Annotated in this window: 20 protein-coding genes; 11 read left to right on the top strand and 9 right to left on the bottom strand. The window is 49.7% G+C overall.

Going from position 1 to position 23,583, the window contains the following annotated elements; genetic code table 11:
* Positions 1-332: 332 nt before the first annotated feature.
* On the bottom strand, positions 333-1,199 hold the full coding sequence (djlA, locus tag AT746_RS03790; RefSeq protein ID WP_197414322.1) for a co-chaperone DjlA: 867 nt from the start codon (positions 1,197-1,199) through the stop codon (positions 333-335).
* Positions 1,200-1,431: 232 nt separating this feature from the next.
* Between djlA and AT746_RS03785 the strand changes: the two genes are divergently transcribed.
* The 7 genes from AT746_RS03785 (at position 1,432) to AT746_RS03755 (ending at position 10,158) form a co-directional block, all read left to right on the top strand.
* Positions 1,432-3,645, top strand: coding sequence for an LPS-assembly protein LptD (locus tag AT746_RS03785; RefSeq protein WP_062483929.1), 2,214 nt, complete (start codon positions 1,432-1,434; stop codon positions 3,643-3,645).
* 106 nt (positions 3,646-3,751) lie between these two features.
* Positions 3,752-5,029 carry a peptidylprolyl isomerase SurA gene (gene surA / locus AT746_RS03780; RefSeq protein WP_062483928.1) on the top strand — a complete coding sequence of 426 codons (1,278 nt, stop codon included), beginning with the start codon at positions 3,752-3,754 and terminating at the stop codon, positions 5,027-5,029.
* 6 nt (positions 5,030-5,035) lie between these two features.
* Positions 5,036-6,025 (top strand): 4-hydroxythreonine-4-phosphate dehydrogenase PdxA, encoded by a 990-nt coding sequence (gene pdxA / locus AT746_RS03775; protein ID WP_062476642.1) that lies wholly within the window; start codon positions 5,036-5,038, stop codon positions 6,023-6,025.
* Positions 6,022-6,828 (top strand): 16S rRNA (adenine(1518)-N(6)/adenine(1519)-N(6))-dimethyltransferase RsmA, encoded by an 807-nt coding sequence (rsmA, locus tag AT746_RS03770; protein ID WP_062476639.1) that lies wholly within the window; start codon positions 6,022-6,024, stop codon positions 6,826-6,828. Before pdxA ends, rsmA begins: the two co-directional genes overlap by 4 nt.
* A 3-nt stretch (positions 6,829-6,831) precedes the next feature.
* Entirely contained in the window at positions 6,832-7,203 is a 372-nt protein-coding gene (apaG, locus tag AT746_RS03765) for a Co2+/Mg2+ efflux protein ApaG (RefSeq protein ID WP_062476636.1), read from the top strand.
* Positions 7,203-8,012: a symmetrical bis(5'-nucleosyl)-tetraphosphatase gene (locus AT746_RS03760; RefSeq protein ID WP_062476633.1), complete on the top strand. Its 810-nt coding sequence runs from the start codon at positions 7,203-7,205 to the stop codon at positions 8,010-8,012. The genes apaG and AT746_RS03760 overlap by 1 nt, the downstream gene beginning before the upstream one ends.
* A gap of 121 nt (positions 8,013-8,133) precedes the next feature.
* The gene (locus AT746_RS03755; RefSeq protein WP_062476630.1) at positions 8,134-10,158 is read left to right on the top strand and encodes a HAMP domain-containing methyl-accepting chemotaxis protein; all 2,025 of its coding nucleotides are present in this window, start codon (positions 8,134-8,136) and stop codon (positions 10,156-10,158) included.
* 545 nt (positions 10,159-10,703) lie between these two features.
* Here the strand turns inward: AT746_RS03755 and folA are convergent.
* The 4 genes from folA to rplU all read right to left on the bottom strand — a co-directional run bounded on the left by folA (position 10,704) and on the right by rplU (position 13,128).
* Complete coding sequence (gene folA, locus AT746_RS03750; RefSeq protein ID WP_062476627.1) at positions 10,704-11,213, bottom strand: type 3 dihydrofolate reductase; 510 nt, start codon at positions 11,211-11,213, stop codon at positions 10,704-10,706.
* A gap of 8 nt (positions 11,214-11,221) precedes the next feature.
* Positions 11,222-12,382 (bottom strand): Obg family GTPase CgtA, encoded by a 1,161-nt coding sequence (gene cgtA / locus AT746_RS03745; protein ID WP_062476623.1) that lies wholly within the window; start codon positions 12,380-12,382, stop codon positions 11,222-11,224.
* Positions 12,383-12,543: 161 nt separating this feature from the next.
* Positions 12,544-12,801 carry a 50S ribosomal protein L27 gene (rpmA, locus tag AT746_RS03740; RefSeq protein ID WP_062476620.1) on the bottom strand — a complete coding sequence of 86 codons (258 nt, stop codon included), beginning with the start codon at positions 12,799-12,801 and terminating at the stop codon, positions 12,544-12,546.
* A gap of 15 nt (positions 12,802-12,816) precedes the next feature.
* Positions 12,817-13,128, bottom strand: a complete 312-nt coding sequence (gene rplU / locus AT746_RS03735; RefSeq protein ID WP_062476617.1) for a 50S ribosomal protein L21 — start codon at positions 13,126-13,128, stop codon at positions 12,817-12,819.
* A gap of 260 nt (positions 13,129-13,388) precedes the next feature.
* On the opposite strand from rplU, the gene ispB reads away from it, so the two are divergent.
* Entirely contained in the window at positions 13,389-14,360 is a 972-nt protein-coding gene (gene ispB, locus AT746_RS03730) for an octaprenyl diphosphate synthase (RefSeq protein ID WP_062483926.1), read from the top strand.
* On the opposite strand, the gene AT746_RS03725 is transcribed toward ispB, so the two are convergent.
* The gene (locus AT746_RS03725; RefSeq protein WP_062476614.1) at positions 14,357-15,118 is read right to left on the bottom strand and encodes a cysteine hydrolase family protein; all 762 of its coding nucleotides are present in this window, start codon (positions 15,116-15,118) and stop codon (positions 14,357-14,359) included. The two genes, ispB and AT746_RS03725, sit on opposite strands and share 4 nt — an antisense overlap.
* A 313-nt stretch (positions 15,119-15,431) precedes the next feature.
* On the opposite strand from AT746_RS03725, the gene AT746_RS19900 reads away from it, so the two are divergent.
* A complete protein-coding gene (locus tag AT746_RS19900) occupies positions 15,432-16,199 on the top strand; it encodes a hypothetical protein (protein WP_197414321.1) in 768 nt (255 codons plus the stop codon).
* Entirely contained in the window at positions 16,112-16,882 is a 771-nt protein-coding gene (locus AT746_RS19895; protein WP_197414320.1) for an amidohydrolase family protein, read from the top strand. The genes AT746_RS19900 and AT746_RS19895 overlap by 88 nt, the downstream gene beginning before the upstream one ends.
* Positions 16,883-17,183: 301 nt before the next feature.
* Here the strand turns inward: AT746_RS19895 and mdh are convergent, their stop codons facing one another.
* Positions 17,184-18,119 (bottom strand): malate dehydrogenase, encoded by a 936-nt coding sequence (gene mdh, locus AT746_RS03715; protein ID WP_062476611.1) that lies wholly within the window; start codon positions 18,117-18,119, stop codon positions 17,184-17,186.
* A 279-nt stretch (positions 18,120-18,398) separates the two neighbouring features.
* Between mdh and argR the strand changes: the two genes are divergently transcribed.
* Positions 18,399-18,860, top strand: a complete 462-nt coding sequence (argR, locus tag AT746_RS03710) for a transcriptional regulator ArgR (RefSeq protein WP_062476608.1) — start codon at positions 18,399-18,401, stop codon at positions 18,858-18,860.
* Positions 18,861-18,957: 97 nt separating this feature from the next.
* Here argR and AT746_RS03705 read toward each other — a convergent pair whose 3' ends face one another.
* Positions 18,958-20,124 carry an endonuclease/exonuclease/phosphatase family protein gene (locus tag AT746_RS03705; protein WP_062476605.1) on the bottom strand — a complete coding sequence of 389 codons (1,167 nt, stop codon included), beginning with the start codon at positions 20,122-20,124 and terminating at the stop codon, positions 18,958-18,960.
* A gap of 106 nt (positions 20,125-20,230) precedes the next feature.
* Positions 20,231-23,284 carry a TonB-dependent receptor gene (locus tag AT746_RS03700; RefSeq protein WP_062476603.1) on the bottom strand — a complete coding sequence of 1,018 codons (3,054 nt, stop codon included), beginning with the start codon at positions 23,282-23,284 and terminating at the stop codon, positions 20,231-20,233.
* Positions 23,285-23,583 lie beyond the last annotated feature (299 nt).

Genomic DNA, 23,583 nt, shown 5'->3' with positions numbered 1-23,583 from the left:
TCTGTGTTCCACGTGTTCCCGACACTTTGGTCGTGTGGTGGTTTAAAAGCTTTTGACCACGAAAGGCACGAAAAACACGAAGGGTGTCAAAGCGTTTAACCATCGAAATCTCTGCGGCTTGGCGCCTTTGCGAGATCACAAAAGATAAATGCTGAAGATCTCGCAGAGTCCTGAACCGTTAATCTATTCTCTGTGGCTCTGCGGTTAAATAGCTTTTGTCAAAGGTCGCTGTATGCCCGACAACAACATTCGGGCATGACAGAAACCATTAAAACCTTTGCGCTCTATGCGACTATGTGGTGAAAGATGATGGTCGTGTGATGATGTAAACCTCAGCCTTCGCGGTGCTTCTTAATCAGCTCATAGGCCGCCTGAATATCCTGCGCTTTGGTCTTAGCCACCTCCAGTGCCTGCTTGGGCAGTCCTTTGGATACCAGCTTATCGGGGTGATTCTCGCTCATCAGCTTACGATAGGCCTTTTTAATCTTCGCCATATCGTCGCTTTTCTTCACGCCAAGGATTTGATAGGCATCATTCAGACTCTGGGCATCAGAGTATGTGCCTCGCCCCCTCGGCCCGCTACCACTTCTGCTACTGCTACTGCTACTGCGCCGATGATGGCTGCGGGTACGGAAACGTAATTCCGCTTCATAAACAGATAATAAATACAGCAACTCATGCTGACGAAAGCCCAGATAGCTGGCAGTGGTTTCCAGCACTTTCTGCTCAGCACTATCCAGACCACCGTCGGCGTAGGCGGCCTGGATCAGGATCTCAAGAAACACCTGCAATATGTCCCGGCGGCCATGGCAGGACTGATGAAATTCCTGCAAGGTTTGTTTTAAGGGGAAATCTGCGGCTTTACCCTCTCTGAAAGCCTGCTGGGCTTCGCTGCGGGTTTCTCCGCTCAGGCCCATTTGATCCATCAGCGCCGTAGCCATCTTAATCTCGTCGCTGGTCACCTGACCATTGGCTTTGGCTACATGACCCATGCAGGAAAACAGGGCATGAAAGAATACCGCCTGGCGCTTAAGATCGTCGGCTTTGCCAAAAAAACGCCCGAAACCGCCCATCTGATTAAAATCCTGGCTGTAACCACGATCAAACAAATGGCCGACGATAAAACCGAGGATGGCGCCAGGAATGCGACCAAACATAAAACCAAAGAAAGTACCGAGCACCTTTCCCCAAATGGGCATATAAGATTCCTTAACGATAATGCTTAAGTGCAAACACACCACTGACTGCGGCGGCTAATATACCCAATCAGTTCTCCTGACGCCAATTTCCCTGTGCCAGTTATCCATCATTGCAGGACTGTGAAATCCGCTACTTTAACCTAACTTCGGTATATTACTGGTAAAACAGGCTGAAACCCTTAAAATTGCCTTTTCGCCACTGATGGGTTTATCGAGCATCGTCCGCGCCTTTATGAAATTATCCCGTTTTACATTATTGCCTCTGGGGCTGTTTTGTACTGCCGTCTGGGCAGAGACAGAGTTATGTTTAGTGCCCCCGGAATTGTCGGTCAGTAGTCAGGCTCTGCCAGGCAATAATGACATCAGAGTCAAGGCCAAAGAAGCGCAGATACAACAGGATAAGCTTGCAGAATTCAGTGGGAATGTGGAAATTCAAAGCAAACAGGGCAATATCAGGGCTCAGCAGGCCCTGATAGACAAAACCGCCCGTCAGCTCAGAGCCAGCGGTGATATCGCCTTTACTGACAACCAGATTTATATCACCAGCGACAACATGGGCCTGGATCTGGCGTCCGGTAGCCTGTCACTTGATAACACCGAATATCAGATGCTCGGCTTTGTCGGCCGTGGTCAGGCAGAACATATCGATATCAGCAACCAGTATGGAATTGCTCTGGAAGAGGTCAGTTTTACCACTTGTCCCGCAGGTCAGGAAGACTGGTTAATAAAAGCCAGCAGCATTACGCTGGCGCCCGATGAAATCTGGGGCGAAGCAAGAAATACTCGTTTTTATCTGGGTGGTATACCAATACTATACCTCCCCTATTTCAGCTTCCCGGTCTCTGAACAGCGCCAGACTGGTCTGTTATTCCCGACCCTTTCCAGCTCGGATAGGGTCGGTGTTGCCTTTGAACAGCCCTATTACTGGAATATTGCCCCCAATTACGATGCCACATTCTCTCCGCGCCTGATGTCAGACCGGGGCCTGCAATTAAAAACTGAATTCAGATATCTGACCCAATCTCACAATGGCCAGCTTGATCTCGAATATCTCCATGATGACCGTCGCAGTGATCTCGACGAAGCCCGTTATTTTTATCGTTTTGTGCATCAGGGACAGTTATCAGAAAACTGGCAGGTAAGCGCCGAGATCAATGGCCTCAGCGACGACAACTATATCGTCGATCTGGGCTCAGACTTTTACAACAGAGCCGATACACACCTGAATCAGAATCTGCAACTCTGGTACTTCTCGGACAAGCTTAATTTTTCGGCACAGATACGGGATTTCGAAATCATTGGTAACCACCCAAACAGTTACCGTGCTATTCCGGAGCTGAAGCTGGATTATCATCAGGATCTGACCTCGCTGCTCAGGTTCAGATTTGATTCCGAACTGGCCCATTTTGAAAATGGCGAGCAAGACAGCCCATCAGCAACCCGCCTGCATCTCGCACCAACTCTGAGCCTGCCCTTGCACAACAGTTGGGGGGAATTTATCGCAGAGGGTACTCTGTTGCAGACATTTTATCGTCAGTCTCTGCCCGAAGGATCAACGCTGGATGAATCTGTCAGTCGTACTCTCGGACGAGGCCGGCTTTATGGGGCAATAAACTTTGAACGACAAATAGAACTTTTTGGCGATCAGATGACTCAGACACTGGAACCAAAAATGCAGTATCTGTATACCAGCTATCAGAATCAGCAGCAGATCGGACGTTACGACACCAGCAGATTACTGAATGATTACATCGGCTTATTTCGTGGTCAGGAATTTACCGGACTGGATCGCATCAGTGACTCTAACCAGTTTACTCTGGGTCTGACCACCAGGTTGCTGGATGACAATGACATTGAACAATTGCGTCTCAGTCTGGGACAGATATTCTATATCGGTGACACCCGCCTGCGCGACAACATCCGGGATGAAGACAGATCGGCGCTGGCGGCCGAACTGGACTGGCGCATCAGCTCAAAGTGGTTTGTACGCTCACAGATTCAACTTTCATCTGTGAATCAACGGGTTGAACGCAGTAACCTGTCGCTGGACTACAAACTGGCAGATGACAAGCTAATACAATTAAACCATCGCTATGTGCGGGATATTTCCGGTAACGAGATCGATCAGGTAGGGTTGACGGCGAGCTGGCCAATAACAAAAAACTGGCACTGGGTAGGACGCTGGTATAAAGACTTGTCAAGCAACAGGACCATTGAGAGTTTCACCGGTGTACAATATCAGTCCTGTTGCTGGGCACTGCAATTTGTCGCCCAGCGGTATCTCAGTAACAGATTTGACGCTCTGGGTGAACAGAGTAGCGATGAGTTCGAGTCAGGTATCGCATTACAATTTGTATTTAGAGGATTTGGTGGCAAAGATTCGGCCAGATCCCTGTTAAATGAAGGGCTGTTCGGATATCGGCATCCCTATTTTTTGAATAATTGATATGGTCGGTCTGGTCGCCATGCACTTTACCCTTGACCACAGCGTAAAAGTGGGCAAGCTGGGCGGCGATCAGGATCCGGAGAATTACAAACTAATGAAGTCGAATATGAAACTAAACGCTGTACTATGCTTTTTACTGTTTTTCCCGGCTGCTGTAAGCAGTCAACCTCAGGAACTCGATCGTGTCGCAGTCATTGTTGACCAGGGTGTGGTGCTGGAAAGTGAGATCCAGGAACTGGTCGAATCGGTTAAACGTAATGCCGTTGCCTCTGGCCAGGATCTGCCATCAGATCAGGCGGTACGTACCCAGGCCACAGAACGTCTTATTCTGACCAGTTTGCAAATGCAGATGGCGGAACGTATGGGGATCCAGGTCAGCGATCCGCAACTGGAACAAACCATTGCCAGTATCGCCGAAAGCGAGGGTGCCACAGTGGAACAACTCAGGGCCAGCCTTGCCGCAGAGGGGGTAAGCTATGACAGCTACCGTGAAGAGGTTCGCCGCGAACTGATTACCGGTGAAGTACGCCGGGCCAATGTTCGCCGTCGGGTCTATATCACGCCTCAGGAAGTGGAAAGCCTGGTAAGACTGATGCAACAACAGGGCCTTGAACAGGCGGAATATCGACTTGGTCATATTCTGATCGGTTTTCCTCCCGAGCCAACAGAAGAAGATATCGAAAGCGCCAGAGACAGGGCTGACAAGGTGCTGGAATTGCTCAATAACGGCTCAGATTTTGCGAAAATTGCCATTGCATCTTCGTCCGGTGCCAAAGCCCTTGAAGGCGGCGATATGGGCTGGATGAATATCAACGCCATGCCTACCCTTTTCGCTGAGGCCGTACAGGACAAAAAAACCGGCGAACTGATTGGTCCGATTCGCAGCGGCGCCGGATTTCATATCCTCAAGGTGATGGATCTTAAAGGCATTGAGCAGGTAGAAATCGTTGAAGTTAACTCTCGCCATATTCTGATTAAGCCCACAGTGATCCTCAGTGAAGAGCGGGCAAAAAAGATGCTGGAAGAATTCAGACAACAGATTCTTGCCGGCGAGGCGGATTTTGCTGAACTGGCTAAAGAGCACTCAGCCGATCCCGGTTCTGCCCTCAAAGGTGGTGAGCTGGGCTGGTCAGATCCCAGTGCTTATGTGCCCGCTTTCAAAGAGGCACTGGAAAACCTTGAGAAAGATCAGATAAGTCAACCCTTCCGCTCATCTCATGGCTGGCACATTGTTCAGTTACTGGACAGACGGATTGGGGATGTCACCGATAAGGTTCAGGAAGAAAAGGCTTATCGACTGTTGTTTAACCGTAAGTTTGCCGAAGAAACCGATGACTGGTTGCGGGAAATGCGCGACAGCGCCTATATCGAAGTGCTGGAGTAACAGGCTTTGAGTGACAGACCTCTGCGTATCGCCATTACTCCGGGTGAGCCTGCCGGTATTGGCCCGGATCTGATCATCACCTTATTGCAACAACAATGGGACGCTCAGCTGGTGCTTTTTGCCAGCCAGGAGATGTTGCTGCAAAGAGCGAAAGCTCTGGACCTGCCGCTGACACTACTACCCTACTCTGAAACGCAGCATGAGTTGCAACAGCCCGGGCAAGCCTATATCCAGGATATCCCCGTGGCCAACACAGTGATTCCCGGGCAACTGGATCAGGGCAATGGTCAGTATGTGGTGGAAACCCTGCGTCAGGCCAGTGTTAAGAATCTCAGTGGTGAATTCGATGCGGTGGTCACCGGCCCGGTGCATAAAGGCATTATTAATCAGGCTGGTATTTCATTCAGTGGTCATACTGAGTATTTCGCCCATCAGGCCAATATCGCCGACGTCGTCATGATGCTCGCCACTGAAGGGTTGCGGGTGGTGCTGGCCACCACGCATATTCCGCTGGCCTATGTATCCAAAGCCATTACTGAAGCGCGGTTGCATAAAGTCATCCGTATTGTGCATGAAGATCTCAAGTCCAAATTTAATATTCCCCATCCCAGGATTTTTGTGTGTGGATTGAACCCCCATGCCGGTGAAGGTGGACACCTTGGCACCGAAGAGCTGGATGTGATCATTCCATCACTGGAAAGGCTCAGGGCGGAAGGTCTGGATCTGACCGGCCCCTTGCCGGCTGACACCATTTTCCAGCCTAAGTATCTCGAACAGGCCGATGCGGTACTCGCCATGTATCATGATCAGGGCCTGCCGGTACTTAAATATAAAGGCTTCGGTGCTGCCGTTAACATTACTCTGGGTCTGCCCTTTATCCGCACTTCCGTGGATCATGGTACTGCTCTGGATCTGGCTGGTAGCGGTAATGCCGATACCGGTAGTTTCAGGTTGGCCCTGCAAAAAGCCATTGAAATGGCCGGAGCCCGGCGATGAGCAAAAAACACCTCGGCCATACCGCAAGAAAACGTTTCGGTCAGAATTTCCTGCACGATCCCTATGTCATCTCATCCATTATTGACGCCATCAATCCGCAGCCGGGTGAAAACCTGGTTGAAATTGGTCCGGGTCTGGGCGCCTTAACCGAGCCGGTCTGTGATCAGACTGACAAACTGACAGTGGTCGAACTGGACAGAGATCTGGCTGCCCGCTTACGAAGCCACCCTTTTATTGCTTCGAAGCTGAATATCATCGAAGCCGATGCGATGAAATTTGATTTTGCCTCCCTCGCTGACAGAGAAAAGCCGCTGAGGGTGTTTGGCAATCTGCCTTACAATATCTCTACGCCGCTGTTATTTCATCTGTTCAGCTTCGCAGAGCACATCAGTGATATGCATTTTATGCTGCAAAAAGAAGTGGTTAAACGCATGGCGGCGGCCCCGGGCAGCAAAGATTATGGCCGGCTGTCGGTGATGACCCAATACCACTGTCAGGTATTGCCGGTACTGGAAGTACCACCGGGCGCGTTTAAACCTGCGCCCAAGGTAGACTCCGCAGTAGTCAGGCTGCTTCCCTACACTGACAAACCGGTGAAGGTGAACAGTGCCCAGCGACTGAATCAGGTTTGCGCACAGGCTTTTAATCAGCGACGCAAAACCATCCGCAACAGCCTGAAAACCTTGCTTGATGAAGAACAAATCAGCGCCCTTGGCTTGAATCCGGAAGCCAGAGCAGAGACACTCTCTCTGACTGACTTCGCCACGCTGGCCAATGTCATTCAGAATTCATCAGGGGACTGACAAATGAGTGAGGCAATCCGCATCCGGGTAACGAGCCAGCATCTTGCTGAGAGTTCTAACCCGGCTCAACAGAAATATGCTTTCGCCTACCATATCAGCATTGAAAACTGTGGACGGGAAGCTGTACAACTTCTGAACCGTTATTGGCTGATCACCGATGCTGACGGTAAAAAAACCGAGGTCAGAGGTGCGGGAGTGGTAGGAAAACAGCCGGTTATCGCGCCAGACGAATGCTACGAATACAGCAGCGGCGCGATTCTGGATACACCTGTAGGCACTATGCAGGGTTACTATGAAATGCAAAGTGCTGACGGCAACACCTTTCAGGCACCTATACCGGTGTTCAGTCTCGTTGTTCCTAATCTGATTAACTGATGCGCACTTTTATCATTGGCGATATTCAGGGTTGCTACTCGGCACTGCGGCGACTATTAGACAGTGTCGGTTTTGAACCCGGAAAAGATAAACTATGGGGTGCCGGAGACCTTATCGGCCGCGGGCCTGAGTCTCTGCAAACACTGAGGTTTTTTTCTTCACTTGGAGAAAATGCCAATTCAGTGCTGGGTAACCATGATCTCCATTTTCTGGCGGTACATCTGGGTATAAAGGCACCAAAAACCCAGGACAAATTTGCCCCCATACTCAAAGCAGAAGACCGTGATGCACTGGTACACTGGCTCAGACAACGTCCGATGACCTGGATGCCGGATGCCAATACATTGCTCAGTCACGCGGGGTTATACCCCGACTGGACCCTGGCTGAAGCTGCTGCTTTTGGGCAAGAAGTTGAGCGGGTTCTGCGCAGCGACGACTGGCAGGAGTTGCTTGCCACCATGTATACCAATGATGCCAAAGCATGGAGCCAGGACTTAGCCGGACACGAGCGTTTAGTTTTTATTATTAATGCCCTGACCCGAATGCGCTGGGTGACCACCGATCACAAGCTCGACCTGATGAGTAAATCAGGTCTGAATAATATAACAACGGGGCTGTATCCCTGGTTTAGTCATCCTGATCGCAGGCTCAGAGAGGATCAACGTGTATTGTTCGGTCATTGGGCAGCGCTGGAGGGTAATACGGGTCAGCATAATTGCATCGCTCTCGATACCGGCTACATCTGGGGTGGCAAGCTGACAGCTATAGAGATTGAAAGCGGAAGGTTTTATCAGACAGGTTCGGTTTAAGAATAAAATCTTTGCGTCGATACAAGGACTTAGCATATGTTTAACTTGCCAAGTGATCTATACCCATTACTCTGGTAATTTTGCCATTAACAATTGACCAACAGCTGTCCCGGGGATTTCTATGAAACTTACAGTAGCAATGCGCGTAATAGGTGGCTTTGCCATCATCACCCTGCTGCTATTTATTATCAGCATTTTTTCTCTAGTCAATCTCAGCAGCGTCGATTCGGCCGTTGAAGAAGTAAATGAGCTGGCAATTCCTACTCTGCAGGGCAGCAGTGGATTAAAAGTTTCCTTCGTCAATATGGGCAGAATTACCTTTGAAGGCTATTATGAGACGGATCTGACCAAACTGGATACATTGCAGGAACAGCTCAACAGCAGTAAGGGTAATTTTGAAAGCCAGCTGAAACAGCTTAAATCTGCAGTAAGCGGCCAGGCAGCACTGACGAAATCAATCAACGAAGTGGAGTCCGTTTACCGGGAATATGAAAAGAACATAGTCAGAATGTTTGACAGTCGCCGCAACGACCTGCAACTGGGTCAGCGTCTGTCCATGCAATTGATGAATCTGGAAGACAACACAGATGATACCTCGATGTTGTTGCTGGATTTTTCCGATCTCAATGATGCCCGCAGTGGTGGCCCGCTGTCAGAGGCAGCACAAATAGGTGCCGATCTGGAAACCGAACTGATGTCACTGATCAGTGTGGCATCACAATATAACAAGACCAACGATCTGACACGGGCGGAAACCATAGGTAATGAATTAAAACTGACCCTGGATAACGTACTCAGTACTAAACAGAGCATGCTCGACAGTGCAGCAGACAGAGACAGCAGCGGCATGCTCTCTGATATTGAGGAAATGCTCCTGGATATTGAAAGTACAGTGACCTCCTCACAGGGAATTATCAACAATCAGGTTTCTCGTCTGGAAAGTCAGGCCAACGCCAGCGGCGCGCTGGCTGATTCAGAAACCAATATCAATGCAGCAGTTGTCGAGTTGGATGCCCTGTTAAAACAAGCCAATAATATCACCGCTGTGGCCAAGGAAGATGTTGCCGATTCAGTGGCCACAGGCACCACCAGCACCATTATTATTATGCTGGTATCGGCAGGAGCGGCCGCCGCTATCGCCTTTTTCAGTGTAAGAGCCATTACAGTACCGCTGAATAAAGTCAATGAAATGCTGCATGTGGTTTCCGGAGGGGACCTGACCCAGAAGCTGGATGATTCTTCTCAGGATGAATTCGGTGAACTGGCAAGGAACTGTAATAATCTGATCGACAGCCTTAAAAACCTGATATCAGGTATCAGCTCAAGAGCCAGCCAGCTCGCCGCTGCCTCAGAGCAAACCTCGACAGTCACAGCACAAACCACCCGCTCTATTCAGGAGCAAAAATCGCAGATCGCTCAGGTAGCGACGGCGACTACAGAAATGAACAGCACGTCACAACTGGTATCACAAAGCGCGGAGGATACCCTGAACGAGATCCGCAATGCCGATTCAGAGGCGGAGAAGGTCAAAGTCATTTCCGAAGAAAACAGAACCACGATTATGGCACTGGCACAGGAAGTTGAAAAAGCCAGCGAAGTCATCAACAAGCTGAATCAGGACAGCGCCAGCATAGGCGGAATTCTGGATGTGATTCGCGGTGTGGCCGATCAGACCAACCTGTTAGCGCTTAATGCCGCCATAGAGGCAGCCAGAGCCGGTGAACAGGGCCGGGGCTTTGCGGTGGTAGCCGATGAAGTCAGAACCCTTGCCAGCCGCACCCAGGAGTCTACTCAGGAAATTCAGTCCATGATTGAAATTCTGCAGGCCGGGGCGGAAAAAGCCGTTACCGTGATGCAACAGGGCAAACAACAGGCAGAGGTCTGTGTCGCACAAACCGAAAAAGCCACTTCGGCGCTTGATCTGATCACTAACGCTGTACATAAAGCCCACGACGTTTCCAGCCAGATAGAACAATCGGCCAGAGAGCAACATAAGGTGTCTCAGGAAATCAGCGAGAAACTGGAGAATATCGTCGCCATCGCCGAAGAAACCTCAACCGGCGCCGAGCAGACCACCGACTCCAGCCACGAAGTGGCCAAACTCGCCGATGAACTGCAGGGCTCGGTAAAGCAGTTCAGGGTTTAAAACTTGCAATTTCACTGCGGAGTCGCAGAGTTCGCGGCGGTAACGGAGATTAAAGATTCAAATCTCTGCGCCCTCTGCGACTTTCCGGTTAAATAGCTTTTGTCTAAGGTCACTAGATGCCCGATAACGACATTCGGGCATGGCACAACTATTAGATCCTCTGCGCTCTCTGTGCCGCTGTAGTGAAAATCTGTTTTCTTGTGGTTAGTGGTAAAAGGCCTTCAACCACGAAACATAAAAAATCGCCTGGAGCGATTTTTAACGCCAGTAGTTTAATGGCGGCCCGCAGGGCGAAGGGCAGGGACAGTCCGGAGTAAACCCACGAACAAATAACATTCTCTCGCAGAGCCGCTGAGAACGCGGGGGAGTTATGGCACCCATTCCACATTTCTCTAAGTCTTTGCGCCTCTGCGAGATGGAATCTATTCGACAAATATCCTGGGACAGTCCAATAAATTGGCCCCTACAAGGTATGCCCTTCTCCGTGATCTCCGCGTCTCTGCGGTGAAATCTGCTTTTGATGTGGTTCGTGGTAGAAAGCTTCTTTAAACTTCCAGCACCTTGCGTCGTTGCAGGGTCTTAAATACCAGCGGATAGGGATTTTCTTCATCGGCCTGCAGATGCTCTTCTTCCAGTGCGCGCCAGTTGGCCTGGGCCTGGTAGTCAGGAAAAAAGGTATCGCCGTCCACATCCAGCTTGATCTCTGTGATATAGAGACGCTCACAAAGCGGCAGAAAATGACTGTAGAGGGTCCCCCCTCCTATCACCATCACTTCTTCAGGCTGCTCTTTTTGCGCCAGTTCCAGGGCCTGCTCCGGGCTCTCTGCCCGCTCGACACCCTCGGCCTTAAAAGTCGGGTCGCTGCTGACCACAATGTTCTTGCGGCCAGGTAAGGGCTTACCAATGGACTCAAAAGTCTTGCGGCCCATAACCACAGGTTTGCCCAGGGTTATTTTTTTAAAATGTTTAAGATCAGCAGGCAAATGCCAGGGCATGCGGTTGGCTGACCCTATTACCCGCCCTTTGGCCATTGCCGCTATCATTGAAATTCGCATTCTGTTCCTCACCTCGTGTAGATAATCTCTACTCCGGAATCATCATCGGGATCATCATCGTCCCAATCGTCATCATCATCCGGTTCCTGTAATTGTTCTTTGTGATAGGTATCCCATTTAAACCCGACTTCTTCTGACGCTTCTTCCGCTTCCTGTTCTTCGGGAAGGCTGTCCAGAAAGCCCATTACCTGCTGGCAAAGGGTTTCAGTACCCAGCTTGCTCAGTGCGCTGATACAGAAACTTTTTTCCTGCCAGTCCAGGGTGGTTATCACCTCTTGTTTAATCAGTTCAAGTTCTTCTTCACTGACCAGATCTGTTTTATTAAAAACCAGCCAGCGCGGTTTCTGCGCCAGCCTGGGGCTGTACTGCTCGAGTTCTGCCACTATAGTTTTGGCGTTTTCCGCCGGGCTGGAACCATCCACGGGCAAGACATCAATAATATGTAACAACACCCGACAGCGTTCCAGATGCTTTAAAAAGCGAATACCCAAACCGGCGCCATCGGCTGCCCCTTCAATAAGCCCCGGAATATCTGCAATCACAAAACTGCGTTGTCCTTCAACCCTGACCACACCAAGGTTGGGAATAAGCGTAGTGAAGGGGTAATCCGCCACTTTTGGCTTGGCCGCAGACACACTTCTGATAAAGGTGGATTTACCGGCATTAGGTAAGCCCAGTAAACCGACATCGGCCAACAGCATCAGTTCCAGTTTAAGGTTACGCACATCGCCGGGAGTGCCATCGCTTTTCTGTCTCGGCGCCCTGTTGGTACTGCTTTTAAAGCGGGCATTACCCAGACCATGAAAACCGCCTTTGGCCACCATCAGTTTCTTGCCGTGGCGGGTCAGGTCTCCCAGTACTTCGCCAGTGTCCACATCCGTAGCCCGGGTACCCACCGGCACCTTGATGGTTAGATCTTCACCACTGCGGCCGGTACAATTACTACCCTGACCGTTCTGGCCGCGCTGGGCCCGATGAATGCGTTCAAAACGATAGTCCACCAGTGTATTAAGGTTTTCATCAGCAATCAGGTAAACACTGCCGCCATCCCCACCGTCGCCACCATCGGGGCCACCTTTGGGAATGTACTTCTCACGACGGAAGCTTATGACGCCGTTACCACCGTCGCCCGCTTCGACGCGGATTTCAGCTTCATCTACAAATTTCATCTGTCTGACCTCACTGGCAAACTGCTTAGGGGCATTCTACCGGATTAATATTGCATTATGATATTGCTCTGCGGGTTGCTGCCCTTCTCTTTGCAGGAACAAACCCGGAGCAAAAAAAAACCCCGCTTCGGCGGGGCTTTTCAAGTTATGTGAGCTGCCGTTTACTCAGAAACGATACTCACATACTTGCGGTTCTGGGGACCTTTTACTTCAAACTGAACCTTGCCGCTCTCAAGAGCAAACAGGGTGTGATCCTTGCCCAAACCTACGTTGCTGCCAGCGTGAAACTTAGTGCCACGCTGACGAACGATAATGCTGCCGGCCAGCACAGATTCACCACCAAAACGCTTAACACCTAAACGTTTGCTTTCTGAATCACGACCGTTACGAGTACTACCACCCGCCTTTTTATGTGCCATCTGTCAGTACTCCTCTTAAGCGCTAATACTGGTAATCTTCACTTCAGTGAACCACTGGCGGTGGCCCATCTGAGTGCGTGAATGCTTACGGCGACGGAACTTAACGATCTTGATCTTATCGCCACGACCATGAGTAACCACTTCCGCCTTAACTTTACCACCATTGACAAATGGGGTACCGATCTTAATGTCATCACCGTTGCTGACCATTAACACATCGTCAAATTCAACAGACTCGCCTGGTGCGACCTCGATCTTTTCAAGACGAACGGTTTGGCCTTCAGCCACACGGTGTTGTTTACCACCACTTTGGAAAACCGCGTACATACTTAACTCCGCTCTATGCGTCTTCATGACGCTACAATTCTAAAACAGGGCGCGAATTGTACGTGAAGTGCGCAACCGGGGCAAGAGCTATCGTCAAATTATTTAACTGGTCCACGCCCCGCATGGCGGGCCATTGGGGCAGAGGGCTGACAACCCTTTTTAGGCCGATATTATAACCTGAATCCACCTCACTTTACTGGAACAGAAATCGGATTTCTGCAAGAATGCCGCCAGACTTCAACCGATATGCCCAAAAAACGATGAATATAGCGCAGATTCGCCAACTGGCAGAGCAGGACATGCAGGCAGTAAACCAGTTGATTCAGCAGCAGGTCAGCTCTGACGTGGCACTGATCAATCAACTGGGCTTTTATATCGTTAACAGTGGCGGCAAGCGCATCCGGCCTTTGATTTGTGTTCTCAGCGCTCAGGCTATGGGCATTCAGAATAACCAGCATCATACCCTGGCAGCCATTATCGAGTTTATCCATACCGCCACCCTGTTACATGACGATGTGGTGGATGAGTCGACTATGCGTCGCGGCCGCGAGACCGCCAATGAGCTGTTCGGCAATCAGGCCAGTGTGCTGGTGGGGGATTTTCTGTATACCCGTTCTTTCCAGATGATGGTCAGCCTCAAGCGCATGCGGGTGATGGAAATTCTCTCCGATGCCACTAACGTGATCGCCGAAGGTGAAGTATTACAGTTGATGAACTGCAATGACCCGGATATCAGCGAACAGCGTTATATGCAGGTGATCTACAGTAAGACGGCCCGTTTGTTTGAAGCCGCCACGCAACTGGCCGCCGTGCTGACCGATCAACCCCCTGAAACAGAACAGGCGCTGCAGGATTACGGGCGCTATCTTGGCACCGCCTTTCAGCTGATTGACGATGTGCTGGATTATGATGCAGACAGCGATAAAACCGGTAAGAATGTCGGGGACGATCTGGCCGAGGGCAAACCCACGCTGCCACTGCTGTATGCCATGTGGCACGGTAATGCTGAGCAATCGGCCCTGATCCGCAGCGCCATTGAAAATGGCGACGGGCTGGCTGATCTGCAGCCTATTCTCAAAGCCATGAGTGAGACTGGTGCGCTGGACTATACCCGGGAGAAAGCCGTTCAGGCCTCAGAGCAGGCTATTGAGTCTATCCGGCATATCGCCGACAGCGAATACAAACAGGCGCTGATTGCCCTGGCCATGCTATCAGTAGACAGAGTCGCTTAGTCTCTACTCTGGCGCGTTTGTACCCCGGATGAATCGACGGCAAAAGTATCCAGTTCACTGATAACATCCCGTGTTGTTCTGACGTTAGCATAACGCCCTTTGGTGGTCAGAATAGTGGCCCTGTGCAACTCAGGCGTAATCGCCGCGGTGGCATCAGAGATCAAGGTCACCTGATAGCCAAGATCTGCCGCCCCTCTGACCGCACTGCTGACACATTCATTGGTATAGACCCCGGCAATATACAGATCGGTAATGGTCAGATTATGCAGCACATAATGAATATTGGTAGACGTCCACAGGCCACTGGCTGTCTTGTTAATAATAATTTCATCACCTTTTGGACCCACTTCAGGCAGGAATTCGGCTAGTTCCGAACCGGGAGGTGCATGCACCCCCAGACGTTTATGTTCCGGGCTGCGATCACGACCATCCCGGGTCAGGCTCTGGATCCGGGCATGGATCACCTCCAGACCCAGTTGCCGGGATTTTTCCTGCAGCCGGGTAGTATTCGGCACCACGGTATTTTCTACTCTGTTCAGGTAATACTGGATAGCCTCTTCAGATACACCTGACTTCCTGTGATTTTCAAACAGACCATGGCCTTCGCTGGCCCCAAGATATTGCAGATCAATACACAATAATGCAGCGCGGCGCACACAGGCGGACTGACGGGTGAGCTCCTGCTCCGGCATGCAGGGTTTGGGTTCTGAGTCTTTGATCGGATGATTGTGACTACCGGGAAGATTGGCTTTACGCATCCTGCGCTCCTGTCAACCGGATATGTTTATTCTGACGCAAAGAATTACTTTTATCCTGTGCGGGGGCCGCCCCCTGTCTTCTGTAAGCCACTACCATCAGCATACATCTCTCCTTCAACGCCGCATATACAGACTGAACGTCTCTGTCTGATTATAGACAACCAGTTTAATTAACCAATGTGCTGAAATAGCGAAGTAAAGCATGAGCCGTGCAGACAATAGCGCCCGTTGGCACATACCGCTAAATTTTCCGGCAATGAGCGGGATCCTCTGCTAGCTTAAAAGCAGGTTTTCTCATCACCTGTGCGCCAACATGAAATATGCTCCGCTTCCGATTAAAATGGACAGTACCTCCAACGGAGAATTTGTCCCGCCAACGCTCAGTAAACGGGAATTACAGATCAATCAGCTCGCCCACGAGCAGGTTGAGCTGAACGCCAACAAACTGGGCCTGGATCGCAGAACCTTTGTGATGTCTGCCTGTGCCGCGGCCACCACCTTGCTGTGTGCCAATAAGGTCAATGCTGCGGCTGGCCTCAATGGCGGTTTTTATCAGTTGTCTGGAGATGCCGCACTGGAGTCTGAGCCCGCCACTGAGGTGTTATCCGGAAATGAGTTTATCTTCGATATTCAGGGGCATTTTGTCGACCCGGACGGTCGCTGGCTAAACCAGTTGCCGGAACAGGCAAAACCTTTTTCCGGAATGCCCGGCGCAAACTGTCCATTGGCAGATATGCCCGGTGACAAAACCTATCTGCAATGCCTGGGGCCAAAACAGTTTGTAAAAGATGTGTTTCTCGACAGTGATACCAGCATGATGGTGCTGTCTTTTGTTCCCTCGCGCCGGGAGAGCGAACCGTTGACCATAGAAGAGGCCGACGCCACCCGCAGAATTATCGATGAAATGGAAGGCGATCAGCGTCTGCTGTTACATGGCCGGGTAAATCCTAATCAGGATGGCGATTTACAGGGGATGGACGAACTGGCGGAGAAATGGCAGGTCAGCGCCTGGAAACCTATACCCAATGGGGCCCGGATGGTAACGGCTTCTTTATGCATAACGAGCCCGGCGTTGCCATGATCGAAAAGGCCCGACAGCTTGGGGTGCGCAATATCTGTATTCACAAAGGCATTCCTTTTGGCAAACAATCCTACCAACACAGTTTGTGTACAGATATCGGTGTTGTTGCCAAAGCCTACCCGGATATTAACTTTATTATTTATCACTCAGGCTTTGACCCGGATGTTGAGGAACAGGGGTTTGTGGATGGCAGTGGCCGGGCCGGTATCGACAGTCTGGTCCAGTCTCTTATCGACAACGAGATCCCGCCAAATTCTAACGTTTACGCCGAGTTGGGTTCTACCTGGCGTTTTGTGATGCGCCACCCACAGCAGGCCGCTCATCTGCTGGGCAAACTCTTCAAATATGTTGGTGAGAATAATGTGTTATGGGGAACAGATTCCATCTGGTATGGCTCTCCACAGGATCAGATTCAGGCCTTTCGTGGCTTTCAGATCAGCGATGAATTCCGGGAAAAATATGGCTATCCCGAGCTGACGCAAACACTCAAAAGCAAAGTCTTTGGCTTAAATGCCACGGTACCTTATAACATCAGCATGGAAGAAGTCGCGCGTTTCACTGGCGGCGATCATATCGCGCTCAACAAAGCCCGCTACCTTGAGAACCCGCAACCTCATTTTCGTACCTATGGACCAAAAACCCGGCGCCAGTTTCTAAACCTGATGAAGTGGCAGGAGGGATAAGGCCGTAAAAACATTCCCGACATTTCCGGCATACAGTCCTTTTGAGTCAGGCTCCCTGCCTTTTTCAAAAGCCCAGCTTCGGCGTCCTTGCCTTCGCGCTGTTCACTGAAAATGCGTTACATTTTCCAGTCGCTCACAGCCCATGGACATCGCCGAAAAAACGTTCCCGACATTTTCGGCATACCGTCCATCCATGGACATCGCCGAAAAAACGTTCCCGACATTTTCGGCATACCGTCCATCCATGGACATAAAAACCGGCGAAAGCCGGTTTTTTGTTTATCTGAATTTAACGCCTTTTTTAGCCGTTAACGAAATCCTCGCCCATCTTGATATCGCCGCGCAGGCCTTCGAGCATATCGTTTTTGGCTTTCTCTTCAAAATCACTCAGCTTACCGTAAGGCAGTATCTCCTCAACACCGTCTTTACCCAGGCGCACAGGGTGAGAGAAGAAGCGGGCATCATCGGAGTTAGTTTCCACATAAGTGTATTCCACTACGTTTTCACCGCGCATTGCAGCCACCAGTGACAGACAGAAACGGGCCGCAGCCTGCCCCATAGACAGAGTAGCAGAACCACCACCGGCTTTGGCCTCAACCACTTCGGTACCGGCGTTCTGAATACGGTGGGTCAGGCTCTCGATTTCTTCGTCAGAAAACTCCACCCCTTCAACCTGAGACAGCAGTGGCAGGATAGTGGTACCGGAATGACCACCGATTACCGGTACATGTACATTGGCCGGATTCAGATCTTTAAGGTTGGCCACAAAGGTCTCGGCGCGGATCACATCCAGGGTGGTCACACCAAAGAGTTTGTTCTTGTTATACACACCTTTGGCCTTGAGAGCCTCGGCGGCAATGGCCACAGTAGTATTAACCGGGTTAGTGATAACCCCGATGCAGGCCTCCGGGCAATTGTCGGCTACCGCTTCTACCAGGTTTTTAACAATACCGGCGTTGATATTAAACAGATCGGAACGGTCCATGCCCGGCTTACGGGGAACACCGGCCGGAATCAGCACAATATCGGCTCCTTTAAGGGCATCAGCCAGATCATCTTTACCATAGCCCTGTACTTTTACATCGGTAGGAATATGACTGAGATCAACGGCCACACCAGGTACTACAGGGGCAACATCGTACAAAGATAAGGCAGAACCCGCTGGTAACTGGGTTTTCAGCAATAAAGATAAGGCCTGGCCTATTCCGCCAGCAGCACCTAAAACCGCTACTTTCATGATTTTCTCCTGTGAATGGTAATCGTCGCTGAGCATCAGCTTGCACTCCCGATTTATCAAGACAGCAATAAGCGGGAGGCAGTAATTGAATAAATATGCCGGCAAAGTCTACTGTCTGGCGAACACCATAGCAAGTGCCTAAACCCTCTGAAGACGCCCCAAACCTGCGTAAACAGGCACTGTAAGCGGCCATTACCGGGCACAGGGCCAGCATAAGACTATGGTATAGCATCGCAAGGTAAGTATAATAATGCGATTCGAGAGCAGACTGGATACAGCATGACAGCCAAACAAGACGACCTGATTAGATCTTTTAAAGCCTTTCTCAAAGCAGAGAATTTTGGTTCGCAGGGTGAGATTGTCGAAGCCCTCAAAGAACAAGGCTTTGAGAATATCAGCCAGTCAAAAGTCTCAAGAATGCTGAGCAAATTCGGGGCGGTACGTACCCGCAATGCCCGCGGGGATATGGTCTACTGTCTGCCCCCGGAACTGGGTATGCCCACGGCAAAAAGTCCGCTCAAGCAACTGGTACTGGATATTGTGCATAACAATGTGATGGTTATCATCCGCACCAGCCCCGGCGCCGCGCAGTTAATCGCCCGTCTGCTCGATTCACTGGGTAAAGCAGATGGTGTGCTGGGCACCATCGCCGGTGACGATACTATTTTTATCGCCCCTGCAGATATCAACCGTATCGAAGAGACCCGCAAACGGGTAGAGACGTTATTTGAGAATGTGTGAAAAAAGTGGGGTCAGAGTAAACTTTTAAACTTTTTAACGGAGACCTAAGCCATGGTTACTCTGACTAGTGAAAAAAGTTTACTCTGACCCCACTTTTTTATTTCACCGCCAGATCCAGCCATACCAGGCGGTGATCGGAGGAGGCATTACGATCTTTTACCAGCCTGAATAAGGGCTCATCAGGGGTGGGCCAGAATACTCCACCATCCACAACTTTCCAGCCAGCTTCGGAGGGCAGCACATAGTCCGGGCGCATACGCCAGGCCGCGGTGTGAATCGCGCCCAGGGGATTATCCGGGCTATGCTGCACCCCACCCTCACTTTTGGGCACAAAGCCACCATTCACCTTAGGGTGAGTCAGCAGGTTCACTATGGGCTCTTTATAGGCATCGCCCTCCGTCTGTGAGGCGTTGAGATCCCCGACCAGAACAAAACGCTTGCCCTTAAAACCACCTCTGGTGCCCTGGTCGTCATAGATATAGGCTGCCTGTTTATCGCCACTCAGATAATCCACCCAAAAACGCACTTCATCATGGTTCCGCTTGCCGTTGCGATCTTCAGGGCCGTCAAAGACAGGCGGTGTAGGGTGGCTGGCCAGCACATGCACCGTTTTGCCATTGATATCGACGGGAATATCCCAGTGAGATTTTGAAGATAGCCGCAAAACCTGTTGCGCTGCAGGGGAAAACCAGGGTTTACCCTGCTCGTCTACCACAGCACTCATCAGATTATCGGGCATGTCCTTCCATAAAAAGCGTTGAAAGGTACGCACCTTGTCCTTGTGGATCGGAAAGCGGCTTAACACAGCCATCCCATACTGACCGGGATAGAGCCCGAAACCGAATGCGTCGGCTCCGCTGCCTGAGGCCACACCATCATTATCCAGATCATGACCTGAATCGACACCGGTATTAACCGGTGCAATATAAAAATAGGGATAATCTATGGGCTCGGCACCGGACTGAGACTGGTTCAGATAGTTGCGCACAAAAGCCTGAATGCCCTTTTGGTGATCCGGATGGTAGTCAAATTCATTCAGCAGCAGAATATCCGGCCGTACCCGCTGAATAATCTCCGCAGTATTACGTATCTGCGGGTGTTCACCACTAGCCAGGTGGGCAAACATTTCCTCGCCAGAAACCTGCGTACCTCGGGGCACATAGTTCTCCGCCTCCATGCTGACATTAAAGGTGGCGACGCGGATTTCCATTGCCTGCACTCCTGTGGTGATTAATGCAAACAATATCATTATCTGGTTTCTCATAGTCAATCCTTGTTTACTCTGCAGAAAAAAGCCGACCTTAAGGTCGGCTTATCATGTTACAGCATCAGAAACTGAGCTGATTTAACTCGGGTTTAACTCAGAATTATCAGAAATTGTAGTTAAAGCCTATACGTGCCTGCCACAATGACGCATCACCCTGCCGGCTTTCCGGCGTTGGATCATCAAAGTCTGCAGTATTGAACGTTACGCGCTCTGCAATACCCCAATCATCATTTAACATGTTGGTGAAATTGTCTATAACCAGGAATACGCTGGCAGTATGGCCATCCATAAATCCGGGCAACTCCTGACTGACACGCACATCAACTTTATTCCACCAGGAACCGTCTTCACCATTACGCTCGTTACCCATAGGCAGGACGTTGTTGCTGTCCAGATAGGGATTAAAGTTGTAGATATCGTTAACCTCACCTCTTGGAATGGTGCGGCTGAACGGACGGCCAGACTGGATCAATCCAAAGGCTGAAAAGCTGGTTTCATACCCATCCATAAACTCTACATCATATGTCAGCGCAGCCGTTAGTCTGTGCTCTATGTTGTAGTCAGAAAGGCTTGATACCTGCTCCTGTGGATCGGTAAAGGCACGGTACTGATAGTTTGAGAAAGCCACTGAACTGGTCATTGGCTGGACGTCCTCGGCATGGTTATAAGCATAACCAGTCGTCAGACTCAGACCATTTTCCCATGACTTCATCAAACCAAATGAAACCGTATAAGAGGTGCTGTCTTCTGAGCTGTTGGTCAGAACAAAGGACGGCAGACGAACACTGTCATAGATTGGATAGCCTTCGTCGTTTGTGCCGACCTGCTCTAAATCCCCACGTAACACGATAGCCTGGTTCTTAGTTCGTGAAACTAACAAATCGGCCTGCAGTACATAGTCCTGCTCAGTTACGTGCGTAATACCAAGAGAGAGTTTGGTTTCAGAGGGCAGTTCAAAGTCAGGATCGAAATAGTTGATTTCATTGTTAGCACCTTGTCCAGCTGCAACAGCATCATACAACTCAGAAGGGATCCCATATCCTGGGCCTGCCGGCACACCATCTTCCAGATCTTTATAAACAATATCGTCATCGAACAAAGAGCGTGAGCCATCGGTATAACCAAAATTCCTGCCTCTTTGACCAAACTGCAGCACATTGTTATTAGAGAAGTTATTCGAGAACCAAACATTGGGGTTACCACCACTGAATACCCCTATGCCACCGCGCAAATCAGTGCTTTCGTTAAGCACATAGTTAAATCCTATGCGGGGCTGAATAAGCCCTTCGCCGTCAAGATTGGTGCCATTCGAAAAACCGTAGTCAGCAGTGAAGTCCGGGTTTTCTTCCGGTCTTGAATCTGTTGAATACCAGTCATAGCGCACACCAACCTGTAGCGTCAAATCATCGTTCGCATAGAATTCGTCCTGAACATATACGGAGTGAATTTTGTAATCCCAAACCGCGGCTGCATCATTCGGATCTCCGGATGGCGCGTTGTTGTAGTAAATAGCCGAAGGAAGTCCTGCTTCAAAGTCGGCAATGCTATTAAAACGCATTTCCGTCTCTGAATGCTGAACAAACACGTTGAAGACATCCAAAGCTTCCCGCTCATAGCCAAAGGTAAGCGTATGATAATCATCGGTAATGTACTTACCACGTAAGATCAAACCAGTGACATCATAATTCAAATCATTAGCATGACGGCTGTCATCTCCGCCAAGGTAAACCGTAACTTCTTCACCATTGTCAGGATTTTCCACATCGATCTGGACTTCACCAAAGTTACTGCCACCGACAGTGCCGCTTGCATTTTCAATTGAAATCTGGCGGTTATCCAACTCCAGATAGGAGAAACGCGCCTCGGTAGAAAACTTGTCAGTCCAGTCAGAGTACAAAGAAAACTGATGGGATTTAAGTTCAGCGCCTACCTCATAGATATGGTTAAGCAATTCGAATTCATTTGCGTCACCATCAGAAGTGTTCATGAAAAAACCATCGTTATAGTTATAGGTATAACTTAAACGGTGATTATCATTGATGTTCCAGTCTAGCTTTACCAATAACTTCTCATCTTCCTCTGGCAAACTGGTCGGCACCGGACCCGGATCGTACTGGTACAGCTCATTAGAGATACGGACGATCTCATCCAGATCCTGTTGACGAAGATCGACTTCATTTATCGCGCCAGATCCTATAGCTCCTCGCGTAAAGATGCTGTTACCTTCATACTTTTCATAAGATACGAAGGCGAACAACTTGTCTTCGAGGATGGGGAAACCTACGTTGAAACCGTAGCGCTTATCACTGTTATCAGGGACGTTGATTTTATCACCTTCCAGCTCATCGCCCTGCAAAGAGTCGCTACCATAATCGTAAAAGAAACCACCTTTAACACTGTTGGTACCGGATTTGGTTACTGCATTGATGTTACAGCCTGTAAATCCTGTATAAATCACATCAAATGGTGCAATCTCAACTGAAACCTGCTCAATAGCGTCATAAGAAAACGGCATTCTCACTGTTGGATAACCATTTGAGCCCAATCCAAAGGAGTCATTCATTTTAACGCCGTCAACAGTGAGGCTATTAAAACGGTTACTTTTACCCACACATTGCACCGGATTGGCGTCACCGCTGGTTTCGTCAACATATACACGGGGATCCATACGGATAACATCAGTAATGTTGCGATTAATCGAAGGGGCTTTTTGCAAATCTTCCAGACTAAAAGAAGCTGACGGGCTCAGTTGTCCCAGTGCCGATGATGATAGCTGGCTGGCAGTGACGATTATACTCTCAATATTCTGCTCAGCTTCCAGGGACAGATTTAAGTTGTAAGCTTCTCCCAACGTCAGGAATACTTCATCAACGGTTGTATCCTGAAACTGATCAGAGTCTATGACAATACGGTATGGCCCACCGACTCTCAGTCCTTCTGCGCTGAATTGACCAGAGGCATTTACAGAAGCAGTTTTGGTGGAACCGGAAGGAACGTGAGTGATAGTGACTCTTGTACCTGCAGCCGGATTGCCCTGGGGACCGGTTATCTTACCACTGATATTGGAAGAAGTTTCCTGGGCCATGGCGCCTGCGGATAAACCTACGGACATGGCTACCGCTACGGCAACGCGGTTAAGCTTGGATTTCATAAACATTGTGTTTTCCTAGTTTCAGTTGTTATGTGCAAAACAGAGTTTAGTTGGTGTTTATTGCAAATTCATGTCGCTTCGAGTCCGCTACCGCATACTAAACCGACTCTCACGCACTGTGCAGAAATTATGCACTCTTTGGTATTCTCAGTATAAATTGTCCTCTGTCGGGGGAAAATAGAAAGGCCTCATAAAGATTCATAACTTCTTGTTCATATTAGCTATGAATCAATGGGTTACCAAATACGGGTAATATTATTTATTGAAACAAGTAAAGTTAACTGTTCAAATGTTTAGCATTACTT

Origin of the sequence: Lacimicrobium alkaliphilum, from assembly GCF_001466725.1 — a bacterium.
Taxonomy (GTDB): Bacteria; Pseudomonadota; Gammaproteobacteria; order Enterobacterales; family Alteromonadaceae; genus Lacimicrobium; species Lacimicrobium alkaliphilum_B.
The sequence above is the reverse complement of the archived record's forward strand: the minus strand, read 5'-3'. Positions and strand labels throughout refer to the sequence as shown.

Bases quoted from the DNA above. Each gene is read 5' to 3' on its own strand.
- AT746_RS03705 (WP_062476605.1), bottom strand. From the start codon at position 20,124: ATGAGAAACCAGATAATGATATTGTTTGCATTAATCACCACAGGAGTG.
- rplU (WP_062476617.1), bottom strand. From the start codon at position 13,128: ATGTACGCGGTTTTCCAAAGTGGTGGTAAACAACACCGTGTGGCTGAA.
- AT746_RS03785 (WP_062483929.1), top strand. From the start codon at position 1,432: ATGAAATTATCCCGTTTTACATTATTGCCTCTGGGGCTGTTTTGTACT.
- apaG (WP_062476636.1), top strand. From the start codon at position 6,832: ATGAGTGAGGCAATCCGCATCCGGGTAACGAGCCAGCATCTTGCTGAG.
- surA (WP_062483928.1), top strand. From the start codon at position 3,752: ATGAAACTAAACGCTGTACTATGCTTTTTACTGTTTTTCCCGGCTGCT.
- rpmA (WP_062476620.1), bottom strand. From the start codon at position 12,801: ATGGCACATAAAAAGGCGGGTGGTAGTACTCGTAACGGTCGTGATTCA.
- folA (WP_062476627.1), bottom strand. From the start codon at position 11,213: ATGCGAATTTCAATGATAGCGGCAATGGCCAAAGGGCGGGTAATAGGG.
- AT746_RS03760 (WP_062476633.1), top strand. From the start codon at position 7,203: ATGCGCACTTTTATCATTGGCGATATTCAGGGTTGCTACTCGGCACTG.
- AT746_RS19900 (WP_197414321.1), top strand. From the start codon at position 15,432: ATGAAATATGCTCCGCTTCCGATTAAAATGGACAGTACCTCCAACGGA.
- argR (WP_062476608.1), top strand. From the start codon at position 18,399: ATGACAGCCAAACAAGACGACCTGATTAGATCTTTTAAAGCCTTTCTC.
- AT746_RS03700 (WP_062476603.1), bottom strand. From the start codon at position 23,284: ATGTTTATGAAATCCAAGCTTAACCGCGTTGCCGTAGCGGTAGCCATG.
- djlA (WP_197414322.1), bottom strand. From the start codon at position 1,199: ATGCCCATTTGGGGAAAGGTGCTCGGTACTTTCTTTGGTTTTATGTTT.
- AT746_RS19895 (WP_197414320.1), top strand. From the start codon at position 16,112: ATGGCAGGTCAGCGCCTGGAAACCTATACCCAATGGGGCCCGGATGGT.
- ispB (WP_062483926.1), top strand. From the start codon at position 13,389: ATGAATATAGCGCAGATTCGCCAACTGGCAGAGCAGGACATGCAGGCA.
- rsmA (WP_062476639.1), top strand. From the start codon at position 6,022: ATGAGCAAAAAACACCTCGGCCATACCGCAAGAAAACGTTTCGGTCAG.
- AT746_RS03755 (WP_062476630.1), top strand. From the start codon at position 8,134: ATGAAACTTACAGTAGCAATGCGCGTAATAGGTGGCTTTGCCATCATC.
- AT746_RS03725 (WP_062476614.1), bottom strand. From the start codon at position 15,118: ATGCGTAAAGCCAATCTTCCCGGTAGTCACAATCATCCGATCAAAGAC.
- mdh (WP_062476611.1), bottom strand. From the start codon at position 18,119: ATGAAAGTAGCGGTTTTAGGTGCTGCTGGCGGAATAGGCCAGGCCTTA.
- cgtA (WP_062476623.1), bottom strand. From the start codon at position 12,382: ATGAAATTTGTAGATGAAGCTGAAATCCGCGTCGAAGCGGGCGACGGT.